The organism is Streptomyces sp. NPDC005423 (assembly GCF_040606415.1).
Lineage (GTDB): Bacteria > Actinomycetota > Actinomycetes > Streptomycetales > Streptomycetaceae > Streptomyces.
On record NZ_JBEXET010000031.1, the window covers coordinates 1 to 18,114 of the forward strand.

10 protein-coding genes, 1 tRNA gene and 1 rRNA gene are annotated in these 18,114 nt (G+C 70.0%); 11 read left to right on the forward strand and 1 reads right to left on the reverse strand.

Annotated features, from left to right (window positions below):
• From rrf to ABZT12_RS27220, 3 genes are all read left to right on the forward strand, one after another.
• Nucleotides 1–91, forward strand: a 5S ribosomal RNA gene (rrf, locus tag ABZT12_RS27210); the annotation flags it as partial.
• A 113-nt stretch (nucleotides 92–204) separates the two neighbouring features.
• Nucleotides 205–867: a DegT/DnrJ/EryC1/StrS family aminotransferase gene (locus tag ABZT12_RS27215; RefSeq protein ID WP_356389470.1), complete on the forward strand. Its 663-nt coding sequence runs from the start codon at nucleotides 205–207 to the stop codon at nucleotides 865–867.
• A 94-nt stretch (nucleotides 868–961) separates the two neighbouring features.
• A tRNA-Thr gene (locus ABZT12_RS27220) sits at nucleotides 962–1,037 on the forward strand.
• Nucleotides 1,038–1,104: 67 nt separating this feature from the next.
• On the opposite strand, the gene ABZT12_RS27225 is transcribed toward ABZT12_RS27220, so the two are convergent.
• Nucleotides 1,105–3,852 (reverse strand): SpoIIE family protein phosphatase, encoded by a 2,748-nt coding sequence (locus ABZT12_RS27225; RefSeq protein WP_356389337.1) that lies wholly within the window; start codon nucleotides 3,850–3,852, stop codon nucleotides 1,105–1,107.
• A 326-nt stretch (nucleotides 3,853–4,178) separates the two neighbouring features.
• Here ABZT12_RS27225 and ABZT12_RS27230 point away from each other — a divergent pair, with 326 nt between their 5' ends.
• The 8 genes from ABZT12_RS27230 (at nucleotide 4,179) to ABZT12_RS27265 (ending at nucleotide 17,963) form a co-directional block, all read left to right on the forward strand.
• Nucleotides 4,179–9,662, forward strand: coding sequence for a HAMP domain-containing protein (locus ABZT12_RS27230; RefSeq protein ID WP_356389339.1), 5,484 nt, complete (start codon nucleotides 4,179–4,181; stop codon nucleotides 9,660–9,662).
• Between the two features lie 286 nt (nucleotides 9,663–9,948).
• Nucleotides 9,949–10,632 carry a response regulator gene (locus ABZT12_RS27235; RefSeq protein ID WP_356389341.1) on the forward strand — a complete coding sequence of 228 codons (684 nt, stop codon included), beginning with the start codon at nucleotides 9,949–9,951 and terminating at the stop codon, nucleotides 10,630–10,632.
• Nucleotides 10,633–10,755: 123 nt separating this feature from the next.
• On the forward strand, nucleotides 10,756–13,500 hold the full coding sequence (locus ABZT12_RS27240; protein ID WP_356389343.1) for a DNA translocase FtsK: 2,745 nt from the start codon (nucleotides 10,756–10,758) through the stop codon (nucleotides 13,498–13,500).
• 264 nt (nucleotides 13,501–13,764) lie between these two features.
• Nucleotides 13,765–14,607, forward strand: coding sequence for a RodZ domain-containing protein (locus ABZT12_RS27245; protein WP_356389345.1), 843 nt, complete (start codon nucleotides 13,765–13,767; stop codon nucleotides 14,605–14,607).
• Between the two features lie 93 nt (nucleotides 14,608–14,700).
• Complete coding sequence (gene rimO, locus ABZT12_RS27250) at nucleotides 14,701–16,173, forward strand: 30S ribosomal protein S12 methylthiotransferase RimO (protein ID WP_356389348.1); 1,473 nt, start codon at nucleotides 14,701–14,703, stop codon at nucleotides 16,171–16,173.
• Nucleotides 16,170–16,937: a CDP-diacylglycerol--glycerol-3-phosphate 3-phosphatidyltransferase gene (gene pgsA / locus ABZT12_RS27255; protein WP_356389350.1), complete on the forward strand. Its 768-nt coding sequence runs from the start codon at nucleotides 16,170–16,172 to the stop codon at nucleotides 16,935–16,937. The genes rimO and pgsA overlap by 4 nt, the downstream gene beginning before the upstream one ends.
• Entirely contained in the window at nucleotides 16,934–17,479 is a 546-nt protein-coding gene (locus ABZT12_RS27260) for a CinA family protein (protein WP_356389352.1), read from the forward strand. The genes pgsA and ABZT12_RS27260 overlap by 4 nt, the downstream gene beginning before the upstream one ends.
• 109 nt (nucleotides 17,480–17,588) lie before the next feature.
• Nucleotides 17,589–17,963: a helix-turn-helix transcriptional regulator gene (locus ABZT12_RS27265; protein WP_356389354.1), complete on the forward strand. Its 375-nt coding sequence runs from the start codon at nucleotides 17,589–17,591 to the stop codon at nucleotides 17,961–17,963.
• Nucleotides 17,964–18,114: the final 151 nt, after the last annotated feature.

The window sequence follows — 18,114 nt, forward strand, 5'->3', positions numbered from 1 at the left end:
GCCCGGTTACATTTCGAACCCGGAAGCTAAGCCTTACAGCGCCGATGGTACTGCAGGGGGGACCCTGTGGGAGAGTAGGACACCGCCGAACAATCTTTGAAAGGGTTGGATCCTGAACTTCGGTTCGGGGTCCAACCCTTTTTTGTTGTGCGTCACTTGGAGTTCACGTTGCGCACTCACCATCCGAGCATGGGTACTGCTGCAATGCTCAGGGCCGCTGGTGTCGGCGTCGGTGACGAGGTCATCGTGCCGGCGTTCGGGAACGTGGAAGTCGCCGAGGCGGTGACGCTCGCCGGTGCGCTTCCGGTGTTCGCCGACATAGATCCGCTGACGTACTGCGTCGACGCCTTCACCGTCGAGGCCGTTGTGACTCCCCGTACCGCTGCCGTCGTCGCCGTACACCGGTTCGGTCGGTCGGCCGATATCGGAGGGTTGCGTCAACTGGGCCAGCGGCACGGGCTGTTGGTGCTGGAGCAGGGGGAGTCCGAGGCGCCGTACGACGAGATCGCGCAGCGGCGGGAGCGGGCTGCCTATCTCGATGCCAAGCTGCGGGGGGTGCGCACGCCCGACGGCGGGGACGGGCACACCTACCAGCAGTACGTCGTGCGGGTGCCGGGGAACGGCCGGCCGGACCGCGACGCCTTCGCAAGAGCCGTGCGGGGCAGGGGAGTCGAGTGCCAGGTGCCGGTGAAGACACCCGTGCACCGGCTGCCGGAGTTCCGGCGGTGCGTGGCGCTGCCCGAGACCGAGCGGGCCGCGGACGAGACGCTCGCGCTGCCGGTGGACGCCTCGTTGACCAGGCGGGAGATGCAGCGGATCGTCTCGGCGTGCAATGCGCTCGGAGGACTCCTCCAGCCCGCTTTCTGACCGAATCCTGGTCGGGCGGCGGAGGTTGGGAGCACGGGCCTGTTCGGGGTATGCTCTATTCCGTTGCCACGGGGAAACCTCGGTAAAGCGACAGGCCCCCTTAGCTCAGTCGGTAGAGCGTCTCCATGGTAAGGAGAAGGTCAACGGTTCGATTCCGTTAGGGGGCTCCACAGCAGAAAAGGCCTCGCCCTTCCGGGTGGGGCCTTTTCTGCTGTCTGCTTGTTCGGGGACCGGCCTTCAGTCCTTCTGGAGGCCGGGGACGCGCATCGCCAGGATGGCCATGTCGTCGGAGGGGGCGTCCGACGCGAAGCGCTCGACCGCGCGCATGACACGGGCGGCGACCGCGCCCGCCGTGAGGCCGGTACAGGTGGTCAGGACGTCGGCGAGGCCGTCGTCGCCGAGCATGCGGGTGCCCTCGCGGCGTTCCGTGACGCCGTCCGTGACGCAGAGGAGGACGTCCCCCGGGTCCAGGGTGACCGTCTGCTCGTACAGCTCCAGGTCTTCCATGACGCCCAGCAGCGGCTGAGGGTCGGCGGCCGGTTCGACCGTGCCGTCCTGGCGCAGGCGGAGGGGGAGCGGGTGGCCGGCGCAGACCACCCGCAGCTTGGCGCTGCCGTCCTCCTGGGGCCACAACTCGCCGTAGAGGAGCGTCAGGAAGCGGCTGCGGGCGCCCTCGTCGAGGATCGCGGAGTTGAGGCGCTGGAGGACCGCCGGGCCGCTGAAGCCCTCTCTGGCGAGGAGGCGGAGGGCGTGCCGGGCCAGGCCGGTGACCGCCGCCGCCTCGGGGCCGGTGCCGCAGACGTCGCCGATGGCGAAGCCGTAGACGCCGTCGCGGATGGGGAAGAGGTCGTAGAAGTCGCCGCCGACCTCGTTGCCCTCGCCGGCCGCTCGGTAGATGACCTCGACCTCGACGCCCTCGATGAGCGGGAGGTCGGGCGGCAGGAGGCTGCGCTGGAGGGACTGGCTGATCGCCGTGCGCTCCGAGTACAGGCGGGCGTTGTCGAGGGCGAGGGCGGCGCGGCGGCTCAAGTCCTCGGCCAGTTCGAGGATTTCCTGGCGGAAGTGCTCATCGGTCGGCTTGCCGAGGGTCAGCATGCCGATGACGCGGTTGCGTGCGACGAGGGGGAGGACCACCGTCTCGCCGCCGACCGCGGAGGCCGTGGCGAGGGTCGTGCCGATGCCGGCGCTGACGCGGCGGGTCGGTTCGTCCAGACCGAGGTTGCGCATGGAGGTGCGCAGGGCGGCCTGGTGGGCCGCCTCGGCGGGGGCGGCCCAGACCCGGGCGCCGGGGGTGGGTACCGGGTCCGGCGGCGGGATCTTCGACAGCAACGACTTGATGCCGTCGATGAACTCCTCGTCCTCGTGCAGGACGTACGAGAGGTAGGGGTCCGAGGACTGGTCGGCGATCGTGTAGACGGCGCACCAGGTGGCCAGTGTGGGGACCGTCATCTGGGCCATCAGGGCCAGGGTCTGGTCGCGGTCCAGGGTGCCCGCGAGGAGGTCCGAGGCCTCGACCAGGAAGCTGAGGGAGCCGCGGCGCAGCCGTTCCAGTTCGCCCAGGCGGGCCGACTCGACGGCCAACGCGATCCGGTCGGCGGCGAATTGGAGGCGCAGCGCCTCCTCGTTGGAGTATCTGCCGGGGCCTTCGGCCGCCACCCCGAGGGAGCCGGTGAGGCGACCCTCGACCTTCAGCGGGACCGTGACGACCGAGCGCATGCCGGTGCCGCTCAGCAGCGGTACGGCGCCGGGGACGGCGACCAGGTCCTCGTGGACGGCCGGCATGCGGGCGGAGCCGTAGCGGCCGGGGCCCGCCTCGACGGGGACGCGGGCGAAGCGCTGGCGGGCGGAGGGCAGGCCGGTGGAGGCGCGCACCTCCAACTCGGTCTCGTCGTCGGTCGCCAGGAGCAGGAAGGCCGAGTCGCCGTCGAGCATGTCGCGGGCGCGCTCCACCGTGCGCTGGAGGAGGCCGTCGAGGTCGTCGGGCGCGGGCGAGCCGATGAACACCTCGAAGGGGTCGGCGTGCCGGCCCTCGGCGCTGCCGGCCGCGTCGGGGGCGGGGCCGCGCGACGGGGTCTGCAGAACGGCGCGTTCGTGGTCCCGTACGAGAAGGCAGACGGTGGAGGGTTCGCCGCCCGCGTCGCGCACGCGCAGGTGCGAGGCGTAGACCGGAGTGACCCGTCCGTCGGCGCCGCGGATGCCGTAACTGCCTTCCCAGCGCGAGAGTTGGAGCGCCTCGGCGACTCCGGTGCTGGTGCCCGGGGTGTGCGGCCAGGCGGTGAACTCGGTGAGGGGTTCGCCGATGACCTGCGCGGCGGTGTGGCCGAAGAGTTCCTCGGCGTCCTCGTTCCAGGCCGAGATCGAGCCCTTGCGGTCGATCTGGATCACCGCGACGCGGACCCGGCCGTCGGCGAGGGGGAGCAGGTCGGTGGGGAGGGAGGGGCCGGCCGCGCGCGCGCCCACCGGGCGGTCGGGGAGGGTGAGCTGGAACCAGACCTGTTTGTAAGTGGGCGTGTACTCCACTCCCCAGCGGCCGGCCAGGGCCGCGCACAGTTGGAGGCCGCGGCCGCCCTCCCGGTCGGGGCTGCCCATGGTGGCCGGCGAGCCCTGGAGAGGAATCTCACGCTCCGGGTAGTGGTCGGCGACCTCGACCCGTACGCCCTCGTCGGTGCGCAGGCAGAGGACGTCCGCGGCCGTGCCCGCGTGCACCACGGCGTTGGTGACGAGTTCGCTGGTGAGGACCACCGCGTCGTCGACGATGTCGGCGAAGCCCCAGCCCTGGAGGGTGTCACGGACGAAGGACCGGGCGGTCGCCACCGATCGTCCGACGGGCTCGAAGCTGGCGGCCGCGCGCGCGGTGATCACAGAACTCCTCGGCCTGTTGTCGGGCAGGGCTCCAATGCCGATCGGCGCCTGCCCGGGCAGCGGCTGGCTCCTGGTCGGCGGGGGATCCTGGGGCGTTCCCCCAGGATGCAGTCCGGTGGTCATGGTGCGGTGCCCCTCCGATGCCTGCCCGCTCGTGCTCGTGCCACCGCCCAGGCCGGACGGAACCGGCGCGGCTGGACAGCCGCATGCAAGGTTACTTACCTTCGCGGTCCCTGCGGATGCCGGTCCGCAGTGTTTCCGTCCGGAGGGTGTGCGGACGATGTGTGAAGCTGCCGAACTGTTATGGCCTGGTTCAGACTGGGTGAAACACTGGGCAGGCTGGTGGCGAAGGTCCGGGCCGGCAGAGCAGTACCGGCCAGTGGTACGGACACGCCGAGCGAGAGCACTCGGGCACAGCAGTGACGGTCGACCCCTGCGGGAGGGACACAGTGGAGTCTGGCGCAGCGACGCGGGGCACTAAGACGCGCGCGAGAGGCGGACAGTCCGGACAGTCCCTGGACAAGCAGAACAAACCGCGCAACGGGACCGCCGAGGTGGACGCGGCCGCGCTGAACCGTCTGCTGGCCGCTCTGGTGGCCATGCGGGACGGCAACTTCCGCAAGCGGCTCACGGTCTCCGGCGACGGCGTGATGTCGGAGATCGCGGCGGTCTTCAACCAGGTCGCCGACCGCAATCTGCACCTCACGGGCGAGTTGTCGCGTGTACGGCGCATGGTAGGGCGTGAGGGAAAGCTCACGGAGCGGCTGGAGACGGGCGCCAGCGAGGGCTCCTGGGCCGCCGCGATCGACGCGTCGAACGCGCTCGTCGACGACCTCGTACGGCCGGTCTCCGAGGTGAGCCGGGTGCTTTCCGCGGTGGCGGAGGGTGATCTCTCCCCGCGGATGGAGCTGCGCACGCAGGCGGCGGACGGGACCGGGCATCCGCTGCGCGGGGAGTTCCTGAAGGTCGGCAGGACCGTCAACAACCTGGTCGACCAGTTGTCGACCTTCACCGACGAGGTCACGCGGGTGGCCAGCGAGGTCGGTACCGAGGGCAAGCTCGGCGGGCAGGCGCGCGTGCGTGGCATGTCGGGTTCGTGGAAGGACCTCACGGACTCGGTCAACACCATGGCGTACCGGCTGACGGCGCAGGTGCGGGACATCGCGCTGGTGACGACGGCGGTCGCGAAGGGTGATCTGTCGCGGAAGGTCACGGTTCACGTGGCCGGCGAGATGCTGGAGCTCAAGAACACCGTCAACACGATGGTGGAGACGTTGTCCTCGTTCTCCTCCGAGGTGACCCGGGTCGCCCGTGAGGTGGGCACCGAGGGCGAGCTCGGCGGGCAGGCACAGGTGCCCGGGGTGGCCGGCGTGTGGAAGGACCTCACCGATTCGGTGAACCTGATGGCCGGCAACCTCACCGCGCAGGTGCGGGGGATCGCCCAGGTCACCACCGCGGTCGCCAATGGTGACCTGTCGCAGAAGGTGACCGTCTCGGCACGCGGCGAGGTCGCCCAGCTCGCCGAGACCATCAACCAGATGACCGAGACGCTGCGCACCTTCGCCGACGAGGTCACGCGGGTGGCCAACGAGGTCGGTGCCGAGGGACAGCTCGGCGGGCAGGCGAACGTGCCGGGCGCGGCGGGCACGTGGAAGGACCTCACCGACTCGGTGAACACGGTCTTCCGCAACCTGACCATCCAGGTGCGCGACATCGCCGCCGTGACGACGGCCGTGGCGAGCGGTGACATGTCGCAGAAGGTCACGGTGAACGTGGCCGGCGAGATGCTGGAGCTGAAGAACACCGTCAACGGCATGGTCGACCAGCTGTCGTCCTTCGGTGACGAGGTCACGCGCGTGGCGCGCGAGATCGGCGTGGAGGGCGAACTGGGGGGCCAGGCGCAGGTGCCCGGCGCGGCGGGCACCTGGAAGGACCTGACCGACTCCGTCAACACGGCGTTCCGCAACCTGACGGGGCAGGTGCGCAACATCGCCCAGGTGACGACGGCCGTCGCCAACGGCGATCTGTCGCAGAAGGTCACCGTGGACGTCTCCGGCGAGATGCTCCAGCTGAAGAACACCGTGAACACGATGGTGGACCAGCTGTCGTCCTTCGCCGACCAGGTGACACGGATGGCGCGGGACGTGGGCACCGAGGGCCGCCTCGGCGGGCAGGCCCGGGTGGACGGCGTCTCGGGCACCTGGAAGGAGCTCACCGACTCCGTCAACTCGATGGCGGGGAACCTGACGTCGCAGGTGCGCAACATCGCGCAGGTGACGACGGCCGTCGCCCAGGGCGATCTGTCCCAGAAGATCGACGTCGACGCGCGCGGCGAGATCCTGGAGCTGAAGAACACCATCAACACGATGGTCGACCAGCTCTCCGCCTTCGCCGACCAGGTGACCCGGGTCGCCCGCGACGTGGGCACGGAGGGCCGCCTCGGCGGTCAGGCACAGGTGCCCGGGGTCGCCGGTGTGTGGCGCGACCTCACCGACTCCGTGAACGGCATGGCCGGCAACCTCACCGCCCAAGTGCGCAACATCGCCCAGGTCGCCACGGCGGTGGCGCGCGGTGACCTGTCCCAGAAGATCACCGTGGACGCGCGCGGCGAGATCCTGGAGCTGAAGAACACCCTCAACACGATGGTGGACCAGCTCTCCTCGTTCGCCGAGGAGGTCACCCGGGTGGCCCGGGAGGTGGGCACCGAGGGGCAGTTGGGCGGGCAGGCCGAGGTGCAGGGTGTCTCCGGCACCTGGAAGGACCTCACGCAGTCCGTCAACTTCATGGCGAACAACCTGACCATCCAGGTGCGCAACATCGCCGAGGTCACGACCGCCGTCGCCAAGGGCGACCTGTCGAAGAAGATCACCGTCGACGCGAAGGGCGAGATCCTCGAACTCGTCACCACCGTCAACACGATGGTCGACCAGCTGTCGTCCTTCGCCGAGCAGGTGACCCGGGTGGCCCGCGAGGTCGGCACCGAGGGCATCCTGGGCGGCCAGGCGCACGTGCCCGGGGTCACCGGTATCTGGAAGGACCTCAGCGGCAACGTCAACCTGATGGCCAACAACCTGACCATGCAGGTGCGGAACATCTCCCAGGTCGCGGCGGCCGTCGCCAACGGTGACCTGACCCGGACGGTGACGATCGAGGCGCGCGGCGAGGTCGCGCAGCTCGCCGACACCTTCAACACCATGGTGAAGACGCTGAGTTCGTTCGCCGACCAGGTCACCAAGGTGGCCCGCGAGGTGGGTACGGACGGCATCCTGGGGGGACAGGCGCGCGTCCCCGGGGTGGCCGGCACCTGGAAGGACCTCACCGAGTCGGTGAACGGGATGGCGTCCAACCTGACCGGGCAGGTGCGCAACATCGCGATGGTCACGACCGCCATCGCCAAGGGCGACCTGACCAAGAAGATTGACATCGACGCGCGCGGCGAGATCCTGGAGCTGAAGACCACCATCAACACCATGGTCGACCAGCTCTCGTCGTTCGCCGAGGAGGTCACCCGGGTGGCCCGAGAGGTGGGCACGGAGGGCCAGTTGGGCGGTCAGGCCCGCGTGCGGGACGTCGACGGCACCTGGCGCGACCTCACGGAGTCGGTGAACGAGATGGCCGGGAACCTCACCCGGCAGGTGCGTGCCATCGCGCGCGTGGCGACCGCGGTGACCCGGGGCGACCTGAACCTGAAGATCGACGTGGACGCCGCGGGCGAGATCCAGGAACTCCAGGACTACATCAACAAGATGATCGCCAACCTGCGCGACACCACGATCGCCAACAAGGAGCAGGACTGGCTGAAGGGCAACCTGGCCCGCATCTCCGCCTTGATGCAGGGCCGCCGCGACCTCGACGACGTGGCCTCGCTGATCATGAGCGAGCTGACCCCGGTGGTCACCGCCCAGCACGGCGCGTTCTTCCTCGCGATGCCACTGGTCGACGGCAAGGACGCGGGCGCCGACCCGGAGGACGCGTACGAACTGCGCATGCTCGGGTCGTACGGCTACTCGATGGGATCCATGCCGTCGTCGTTCCGGCCCGGTGAGGCGCTGATCGGGACGGCCGCGCAGGAGAAGCGCACGATCCTCGTGGAGAACGCCCCCAGTGGCTATCTGAAGATCTCCTCCGGGCTCGGTGAGGCACCGCCCGCGCAGGTGATCGTGCTGCCGGTGCTGTTCGAGGGCAAGGTGCTGGGCGTCATCGAACTGGCCTCCTTCACCCCCTTCACCCATATCCAGAAGGACTTCCTGAACCAGATCGCGGAGATGATCGCGACCAGCGTCAACACCATCTCCGTCAACACCAAGACGGAAGTACTGCTACGGCAGTCGCAGGAGCTGACCGAGCAACTCCGGGAGCGGTCAGCTGAGTTGGAGAACCGGCAGAAGGCCCTCCAGGCGTCCAACGCCGAACTGGAGGAGAAGGCCGAGCTGTTGGCGCAGCAGAACCGGGACATCGAGGTCAAGAACACCGAGATCGAGGAGGCCCGGCAGGTCCTGGAGGAGCGCGCCGAGCAACTCGCCGTATCCATGCGGTACAAGAGCGAGTTCCTGGCGAACATGTCGCACGAACTGCGCACCCCGCTCAACTCCCTGCTGATCCTCGCCAAGCTGCTCGCCGACAACGCGGAGGGCAATCTCTCGCCCAAGCAGGTCGAGTTCGCCGAGACCATCCACGGCGCCGGCTCCGACCTGCTCCAGCTGATCAACGACATCCTCGACCTGTCGAAGGTCGAGGCGGGCAAGATGGACGTCTCCCCGACGCGGATCGCGCTGGTCCAGCTCGTCGACTACGTGGAGGCCACCTTCCGCCCGCTGACCGCGGAGAAGGGCCTCGACCTGTCGGTACGGGTCTCGCCCGAGCTGCCCGCCACCCTGCACACCGACGAGCAGCGACTGCTCCAGGTGCTGCGCAACCTGCTCTCCAACGCGGTGAAGTTCACCGACTCCGGGGCGGTCGAGCTGGTCATCAGGCCGGCCGGGGCGGATGTGCCGCTGGCGATCCGGGAGCAGCTCCTGGAGGCGGGTTCGCTGCGGGACGCGGACGCCGACCTGATCGCGTTCTCGGTGACCGACACCGGGATCGGGATCGCGGCGGGCAAGATGCGGGTGATCTTCGAGGCGTTCAAGCAGGCGGACGGCACGACCAGCCGCAAGTACGGCGGTACGGGTCTGGGGCTGTCGATCTCGCGGGAGATCGCCCAGCTGCTCGGCGGGGAGATCTACGCCCAGAGCGAGCCGGGGCGCGGCTCGACGTTCACGCTGTACCTGCCGCTGCACCCCAGCGAACTGCCGCCCCAGGGCTACCAGCAGCTGCCGGCCCTGGAGACCGGTGAGCTGCTGCCGGGCGGGCTGCCGGAGCGGTCGGAGGTGGGGATCGAGACGCCGGCCGAGGTGCGCTCGTACCAGGAGACCCAGAACGGTGCCGCCGCGCTCTTCAGGCGGCGGCGCCGGGCCGTCACCAACGGTGAGCCGCACGGCGGCCAGCGGGATCAGACGGTCCAGGAACACTGGGCGGAGGAGGCGGTGACGCCGCACGTGCGCCGGGGCATCCGGTTCGGCGGCGAGAAGGTGCTGATCGTCGACGACGACATCCGCAACGTGTTCGCGCTGACCAGCGTCCTGGAACAGCACGGGCTGTCGGTGCTGTACGCGGAGAACGGCCGCGAGGGCATCGAGGTCCTGGAGCAGCACGACGACGTGGCGGTCGTCCTGATGGACATCATGATGCCGGAGATGGACGGGTACGCCACGACGACGGCGGTCCGCAGGATGCCGCAGTTCGCCGGGCTTCCGATCATCGCGCTCACCGCGAAGGCGATGAAGGGCGACCGGGAGAAGGCGATCGAGTCCGGTGCCTCCGATTACGTCACGAAGCCGGTCGATCCCGATCATCTGCTGTCGGTGATGGAGCAGTGGATGCGGGCGGAGTGACGGCGAGGAGCGGACGTGCGGTAGAAGTGACGGGAACCGGGACGGGAACGTTCGGCGTGTACATCGAGTCGCTGACTCAGTGTGGCCGCGGCCGTGTAGAAGTACGGGATGCGGGGAACCTTCTGGTCTCCCGCTACGTTTCTGCTACGTGCACAGTGACATCGCGGTGACAGGGTGTGGCGACAAGCGGGGTGCGGCTACCATGACCGGCACAAGGACGGGCGGCGCAAGGGAGTCGTCTGCAGGGGCGGCGCCCGGTGCACATCCGGGGCGAGGAGGGCGGGCCATGGTGCAGAAGGCCAAGATCCTCCTGGTCGATGACCGGCCGGAGAATCTGCTGGCGCTGGAGGCCATCCTCTCCGCGCTCGATCAGACACTGGTCCGGGCATCGTCCGGGGAGGAAGCGCTCAAAGCACTGCTCACGGACGACTTCGCGGTCATTCTGCTGGATGTCCAGATGCCGGGCATGGACGGTTTCGAGACGGCCGCGCACATCAAGCGGCGGGAGCGGACCCGGGACATCCCGATCATCTTCCTCACCGCGATCAACCACGGCCCGCACCACACCTTCCGGGGGTACGCGGCGGGCGCGGTCGACTACATCTCCAAGCCGTTCGACCCGTGGGTGCTGCGCGCGAAGGTCTCGGTCTTCGTCGAGCTGTACATGAAGAACTGCCAGCTGCGGGAGCAGGCGGCGCTGCTGCGGCTCCAGTTGGAGGGCGGCGGCAGGGCCGAGGTCGGTTCGGCCAAGGAACCGGCCGGGCTGCTCGCCGAGCTCTCCGCGCGGCTGGCGGCCGTCGAGGAACAGGCGGAGGCGCTCTCCAAGCAGCTCGACGACGAGTCGGCGGACGCGGCGGCGGTCGCCACCGCCGCCCATCTCGAACGCAAACTGACCGGGCTGCGCCGGGCGCTCGACGCGCTGGAACCGGGCACGGGCGGCGGGTCCCCCTCGGTGCGGTCGCAGAACTGACGTCCGGCCGGGGGCCAGTTGCGCGTGAGCGCGCGTCAGTTCCCCGTTCCGCAAAGGCGACACGAACGGGTGAAGCAGTGGGCACACGTGTCCGCTGCCGTCTCCACAGGTAACCTCACACCTATGGCCTCACGTCCCTCCGCAGCCAAGAAGCAGCCCGCGAAGAAGGCTGCTCCGGCGAAGGCACCGGCGAAGGCACCGGCAAGGAGCGCCGCCGCGAAGAGGGCACCGGCGAAGAGGGCGCCCGCCCGGAAGGCCGCGCCCAGACCCGCCCCCAGGCCGGCCCCGAGCCCCACGGGGGGCGTCTACCGGCTCGTACGGGCCATCTGGCTGGGCGCCGCGCACAGCGTCGGGGCGGTGTTCCGCGGGATCGGGCAGGGCGCGCGGAATCTCGACCCGGCCCACCGCAAGGACGGTGTCGCGCTGCTGCTGTTCGGTCTCGCGCTGATCGTCGCCGCCGGCACCTGGGCCGATCTGCGCGGCCCGGTCGGCGACCTGGTCGAGATCCTGGTGACCGGCGCGTTCGGCCGGCTCGACCTGCTCGTGCCGATCCTGCTCGCGGTCATCGGCGTCCGCTTCGTCCGCCACCCCGAGCAGCCCGAGGCCAACGGCCGGATCGTGATCGGCCTGTCCGCGCTCGTCATCGGCGTGCTCGGTCAGGTCCACATCGCCTGCGGCGGACCGGCGCGCAGCGACGGCATGCAGGCGATAAGGGACGCCGGCGGCCTGATCGGCTGGGCGGCGGCGACCCCGCTGACGTACACCATGGGCGAAGTGCTCGCCGTGCCGCTGCTCGTGCTGCTCACCGTCTTCGGGCTGCTCGTCGTCACGGCCACGCCCGTCAACGCCATCCCGCAGCGGCTGCGACTGCTCGGGGTGCGGCTCGGCATCGTGCAGGACCGTGGCGCGTACGAGTACGGGGACTTCAGCGAGCACGACGAGCACGACGAACGCTACGACGACCAGTGGCGCGAGGCGCGGCCCGGGCGCCCCCGCGGGCGCGCCGGCGCCCCCGAACCGTACGACCCGGGCGGCGCGGAGCAGGACGCCCTCTCCAAGCGCCGGAGCCGCCCCCGGCGCTCCGCGGTGCCGCAGCCCGACCCGCACCGCCCCATGGACGCCGTGGACGTCGCCGCGGCGGCTGCCGCTGCGCTCGACGGGGCGGTCCTGCACGGCATGCCGCCCTCGCCGGTCGTCGCCGACCTCACCCAGGGCGTACGGGCGGCCGGCGACCGGGAGGAGACCACCCCGACGCCCGTCCCGATCCCGGCCGGGCGCCCCCGGCAGGGCAAGTTCAAGGCCGAGCCCGTGGTCGCGGTGCCCGACCTCACCAAGTCGGCCCCGGCGGAGCCGCGCGAGCTGCCGCCGCGCGCCGAGCAGCTCCAGCTGTCCGGCGACATCACCTACTCCCTGCCCTCGCTCGACCTCCTGGAGCGCGGGGGCCCTGGCAAGACGCGGAGCGCGGCCAACGACGCCATAGTCGCCTCGCTGCAGAACGTCTTCATGGAGTTCAAGGTTGACGCGGCCGTCACCGGCTTCACCCGCGGCCCGACGGTCACCCGCTACGAGGTCGAACTGGGACCCGCCGTCAAGGTCGAGCGGATCACCGCCCTCACCAAGAACATCGCCTACGCCGTCGCCAGCCCCGATGTGCGGATCATCAGCCCCATCCCCGGCAAGTCCGCGGTCGGCATCGAGATCCCCAACACCGACCGGGAGATGGTCAACCTCGGCGATGTGCTGCGCCTCGCCGACGCGGCCGAGGACGACCACCCGATGCTGGTCGCGCTCGGCAAGGACGTCGAGGGCGGCTACGTGATGGCGAACATGGCGAAGATGCCGCACCTGCTGGTCGCCGGAGCCACCGGTTCCGGCAAGTCCTCGTGCATCAACTGCCTGATCACCTCCGTCATGGTCCGCGCCACCCCGGAGGACGTGCGGATGGTCCTCGTCGACCCCAAGCGCGTCGAGCTGACCGCGTACGAGGGCATCCCGCACCTGATCACGCCGATCATCACCAACCCCAAGCGGGCCGCCGAGGCGCTCCAGTGGGTCGTCCGCGAGATGGACCTGCGCTACGACGACCTCGCGGCCTTCGGCTACCGGCACATCGACGACTTCAACCAGGCCATCCGGGACGGCAAGCTGAAGACGCCGGAGGGCAGCGAGCGGGAGCTCAAGACCTATCCGTATCTGCTGGTGATCGTCGACGAGTTGGCCGACCTGATGATGGTCGCGCCGCGGGACGTCGAGGACTCCATCGTGCGCATCACCCAGCTGGCGCGCGCGGCCGGCATCCACCTGGTGCTCGCCACCCAGCGGCCGTCCGTGGACGTCGTCACCGGTCTGATCAAGGCGAACGTGCCCTCCCGGCTGGCGTTCGCCACCTCCTCGCTCGCCGACTCGCGGGTCATCCTCGACCAGCCCGGTGCCGAGAAGCTGATCGGCAAGGGTGACGGGCTCTTCCTGCCGATGGGCGCGAACAAGCCGACCCGTATGCAGGGCGCCTTCGTCACCGAGGCCGAGGTCGCGGCGATCGTGCAGCACTGCAAGGACCAGATGGCGCCGGTCTTCCGGGACGACGTCACGGTGGGCACCCAGCAGAAGAAGGAGATCGACGAGGACATCGGTGACGACCTCGATCTGCTGTGCCAGGCGGCCGAGTTGGTCGTCTCCACCCAGTTCGGGTCCACGTCGATGCTCCAGCGCAAACTGCGCGTCGGCTTCGCCAAGGCCGGCCGGCTGATGGACCTCATGGAGTCCCGGGGCATAGTCGGGCCCAGCGAGGGTTCCAAGGCGCGTGACGTTCTCGTGAAGGCCGACGAACTGGACGGCGTGCTGTCGGTCATCCGCGGAGAGTCTGGGTAGACGTCCTCCGAGGGGACGCGGCCGACCGTGACTCACCCGTTAGGGAGTGCCGGGCAACCGTTTCCGTTCGTCGCATGTCAAGTTGAGCGAGAACCGCGAGAATACGGACAGGGGTCCCACCTCGGGATCCCGTCCGACCGGTCGTCGGCGTGTCCGGCCATTCCGATGGCGTACAAAGTGCTATCGCCCGGTTGCCCCACCCTTTCGCACCCCCCCTAGACTGAACCTCCAGCACAGGCGGCCATACGCTCGAAAGGCGCCCCCGTGTCCATCGGCAACTCCCCTGAAGACGAGCGTCCGTTCGAGGACGCCCGTGAGGAAGAAGCCCGCCCTTCCATCGGCCGAGCCCTGCGGCAGGCACGCATCGACGCCGGGCTGACCGTCGACGACGTCAGCACCGCCACCCGGGTCCGTATCGCCATCGTGCGTGCCATCGAGGCGGACGACTTCACCCCGTGCGGCGGCGACGTCTACGCCCGCGGACACATCCGGACCATCGCCAAGGCCGTCCATCTCGATCCGGTGCCGCTGCTGGAGCGGTTCGACGGCGCTCACGGCGGGCGCCCGGCTCCCACTCCGGCCGCGCCCCTCTTCGAGGCGGAACGCATCCGCCCCGAGCGGCGGGGGCCCAACTGGACCGCCGCCATGGTCGCCGCGATCGTCGCCGTGGTGGCCTTCGTCGGGTTCACGGCCTTCAAGGGCGGCGACGACGGGAACGACGCCGTACAGGTCGCCGAGGGTGCCACGCCGTCGACGAGCAAGCCGGTCTCGCCCACGGCCAAGAGCGGCAAGCCCGTGGTTCCCAAGTCCGAGCCGTCCGACAGCGCGATCGCCGCGGCGCCGCAGGACAAGGTGACCGTCCGGGTGAGCGCCGCCGACGGCCGCAGCTGGATCTCGGCCAAGGACCACAACGGCCGGATGCTCTTCGACGGACTCCTCGACAAGGGGCAGTCGAAGACCTTCCAGGACAGCTCGAAGATCAACCTCATCCTCGGTGACGCCGGTGCGATCCAGCTCTACGTCAACGGCAAGAAGATCGAGGACACCTTCCAGCCCGGCGCGGTGGAACGCCTCACCTACACGAAGGGCGACCCCGCCGTCGGATAGCCGTCGCGGGTACGGGGAGCGCGCACGGGGCCGGCCGGAATCGGCCAACCCCGTCGACGTGGGGTGTCAGCGGGACGAAGTACTCTTGAGCCCATGCCTGAACGCCGTACCGTCGCACTCGTCACTCTTGGCTGCGCCCGTAACGAGGTGGACTCGGAGGAGCTCGCAGGCCGCTTGGAGGCGGACGGCTGGCACCTCGTGGAGGACGCCGAGGACGCGGACGTTGCCGTCGTCAACACGTGCGGCTTCGTGGAGGCCGCCAAGAAGGACTCCGTCGACGCCCTCCTGGAGGCCAACGACCTCAAGGGGCACGGCAGAACGCAGGCCGTCGTCGCGGTGGGCTGCATGGCCGAGCGCTACGGCAAGGAACTGGCCGAGGCGCTGCCCGAGGCCGACGGCGTACTCGGCTTCGACGACTACGCCGACATCTCCGACCGCCTCCAGACCATCCTGAACGGCGGCATCCATGCCTCCCACACGCCCCGCGACCGCCGCAAGCTGCTGCCGATCAGCCCCGCCGAACGGCAGCAGTCCGCGGCCGAGGTGGCGCTGCCCGGTCACGGCCCCGCCGACCTCCCGGACGGACTCGCGCCCGCCTCGGGCCCCCGCGCGCCCCTGCGGCGCCGACTGGACGGCGCCCCGGTCGCCTCCGTCAAGCTCGCCTCCGGCTGCGACCGGCGCTGCTCCTTCTGCGCCATCCCGTCCTTCCGCGGCTCCTTCATCTCCCGCCGCCCGAGCGACGTGCTGAACGAGACCCGCTGGCTGGCCGAGCAGGGCGTCAAGGAGATCATGCTGGTCTCCGAGAACAACACGTCGTACGGCAAGGACCTGGGTGACATCCGCCTCCTGGAGTCGCTGCTGCCGGAACTGGCCGACGTCGACGGCCTGGAGCGGATCCGCGTCAGCTACCTCCAGCCGGCCGAGATGCGCCCAGGCCTGATCGACGTGCTCACCTCCACACCGAAGGTCGCGCCCTACTTCGACCTGTCCTTCCAGCACTCCGCGCCCGACGTGCTCCGCGCGATGCGCCGCTTCGGCGACACCGACCGCTTCCTGGAGCTGCTCGACACCATCCGCTCCAAGGCCCCGCAGGCCGGCGTCCGCTCCAACTTCATCGTCGGCTTCCCCGGCGAGACCGAGGCCGACCTGGCCGAGCTGGAGCGCTTCCTCGACGGCGCGCGGCTGGACGCCATCGGCGTCTTCGGCTACTCCGACGAGGAGGGCACGGAGGCGGCGACGTACGACCGCAAGCTCGACGAGGACGTCGTCGCCGCCCGGCTGGCACGCGTCTCGCGGCTGGCCGAGGAGCTGGTCTCGCAGCGCGCCGAGGACCGGGTCGGTGAGACGGTGCAGGTACTGGTGGAATCCGTGGACCCGGAGGAGGGTGTCCACGGCCGTGGCGCGCACCAGGCGCCCGAGACGGACGGCCAGGTGCTGCTCACGAGCGGCGAAGGCCTGAGCGTCGGCCGTATGGTCGAGGCGAAGGTGGTCGGCACAGAAGGTGTCGACCTGATGGCCGAGCCGCTCCCGGGCTCGCTCTCGTGTAGTGAGGAGGCGGGCAGATGACCGGAGTCCCGGCATCGGCGGCGGGCGGCCCCCCCAGCGCGAACGGCGCGACCGCGAGCGCGGCTCCCGGTGCGGCCTCCGACGCCCCTACCGGTGCGCTCCAGTCCGTTGCCTCCGGCGGGCCGGGGGAGACCAAGCCGGTGCGCGGCGGGAAGATCGCCGCCGCGGCCGTCAACCAGGCGAGCGTCTGGAACATCGCCAACCTCCTGACCATGCTCCGCCTGCTGCTCGTCCCCGGTTTCGTGGCCCTGATGCTGGCCGACGGCGGATACGACCCGGCGATGCGTTCGCTGGCCTGGGCGGCCTTCGCCGTCGCCATGATCACCGACCTGTTCGACGGCCACCTCGCGCGGGCCTACGACCTCGTCACCGACTTCGGCAAGATCGCCGACCCCATCGCCGACAAGGCGATCATGGGTGCGGCTCTGATCTGCCTCTCCTCGCTGGGTGATCTCCCGTGGTGGGTGACGGTCGTCATCCTCGGCCGGGAACTCGGCATCACGCTGCTGCGTTTCATCGTCATCCGCTACGGCGTCATCCCCGCGTCCCGCGGCGGCAAGCTCAAGACGCTCGTCCAGGGCGTGGCGGTCGGGATGTACGTCCTGGCGCTGACGGGGTGGCTGGCCTCACTGAGGTTCTGGGTGATGGCCGCGGCGGTCGTCCTGACCGTGCTGAGCGGGCTCGACTATGTGAGACAGGCCATTGTGCTGCGCCGGCAGGGACTCGCCGAGCGCGCGGCGGCCTCGGAGGGAACGGAAGCGTGAATTCCACCGCCACTGAAGTGGTGCGACTCCTCACCGTGAGCGGTTCGACGCTCGCTGTCGCCGAGTCGCTCACCGGTGGTCTGGTGGCCGCGGAGATCACTTCGGTACCCGGAGCGTCCAAGGCCTTCCGGGGTTCGGTCACCGCCTACGCCACCGAGCTGAAGCACGAACTGCTCGGAGTCGAGGCCCCTCTGCTCGCCGCCCACGGCGCGGTCCATCCGCAGGTCGCGGCCCAGATGGCCGCCGGAGTCCGCCGGGCCCTGGGTGCCGACTGGGGCGTCGCGACCACCGGTGTGGCCGGTCCGGACCCGCAGGACGGGCAGCCCGTGGGGACGGTTTTCGTCGCCGTAGCCGGTCCTGCGCCCGCTGGAACAGGTGCGGTCGGTGGCGGGAAAGTGGCCTCGCTGCGGTTGAACGGCGGCCGGGCGGAAATTCGTAAAGAGAGTGTACGGAGCGTACTCGCACTGCTCCTGGAGCAGCTGACGAGCGAACAGACCGGGAACGAGCGCGCACAGGATACGGAACAGAACGGGGGGTTTTGATGTTTGCAGCCCTGAGTGAACACGACATCGCTCCCCGCACGGCCGCGGCGCAAGGCGGTACGGTGGGGCGTGAAGGATGCGGCTACGCGGTCCGAGGAGGGAGCCACCGATGATTCTGCTCCGTCGCCTACTGGGTGACGTGCTGCGTCGGCAGCGCCAGCGCCAGGGCCGTACTCTGCGCGAAGTCTCCTCGTCCGCCCGAGTCTCACTCGGCTATCTCTCCGAGGTGGAGCGGGGGCAGAAGGAGGCATCCTCCGAGCTGCTCTCCGCCATCTGCGACGCGTTGGACGTACGGATGTCCGAGCTCATGCGGGAAGTGAGCGACGAGCTCGCCCTCGCGGAGCTCGCCCGGTCTGCCGCGGCCACCGATCCCGTACCCACGTCGGTCCGCCCGATGCTGGGTTCCGTGTCGGTGACCGGTGTACCGCCGGAGCGGGTGACCATCAAGGCCCCCGCCGAGGCGGTGGACGTGGTCGCCGCGTAAGACCCACGTGTACGTGCGTGAGTTGACGCGCCGACCGTGCGGTGCCGGTGTGCTGGGCACGCCGACGAACGCCGACGAAGAAGTGTGCGAGGCCCCGGCGAGGGCTTCTCCGGGAGATCCGGAGAGGTGCCGCCGGGGCCTTCTCGCGCCC

Excerpts from the sequence above, each read along its gene's own strand:
- ABZT12_RS27215 (WP_356389470.1), top strand. The coding sequence starts at position 205 with ATGCTCAGGGCCGCTGGTGTCGGCGTCGGTGACGAGGTCATCGTGCCG.
- ABZT12_RS27225 (WP_356389337.1), bottom strand. The coding sequence starts at position 3,852 with ATGACCACCGGACTGCATCCTGGGGGAACGCCCCAGGATCCCCCGCCG.
- ABZT12_RS27235 (WP_356389341.1), top strand. The coding sequence starts at position 9,949 with ATGGTGCAGAAGGCCAAGATCCTCCTGGTCGATGACCGGCCGGAGAAT.
- ABZT12_RS27240 (WP_356389343.1), top strand. The coding sequence starts at position 10,756 with ATGGCCTCACGTCCCTCCGCAGCCAAGAAGCAGCCCGCGAAGAAGGCT.
- rimO (WP_356389348.1), top strand. The coding sequence starts at position 14,701 with ATGCCTGAACGCCGTACCGTCGCACTCGTCACTCTTGGCTGCGCCCGT.
- pgsA (WP_356389350.1), top strand. The coding sequence starts at position 16,170 with ATGACCGGAGTCCCGGCATCGGCGGCGGGCGGCCCCCCCAGCGCGAAC.
- ABZT12_RS27265 (WP_356389354.1), top strand. The coding sequence starts at position 17,589 with ATGATTCTGCTCCGTCGCCTACTGGGTGACGTGCTGCGTCGGCAGCGC.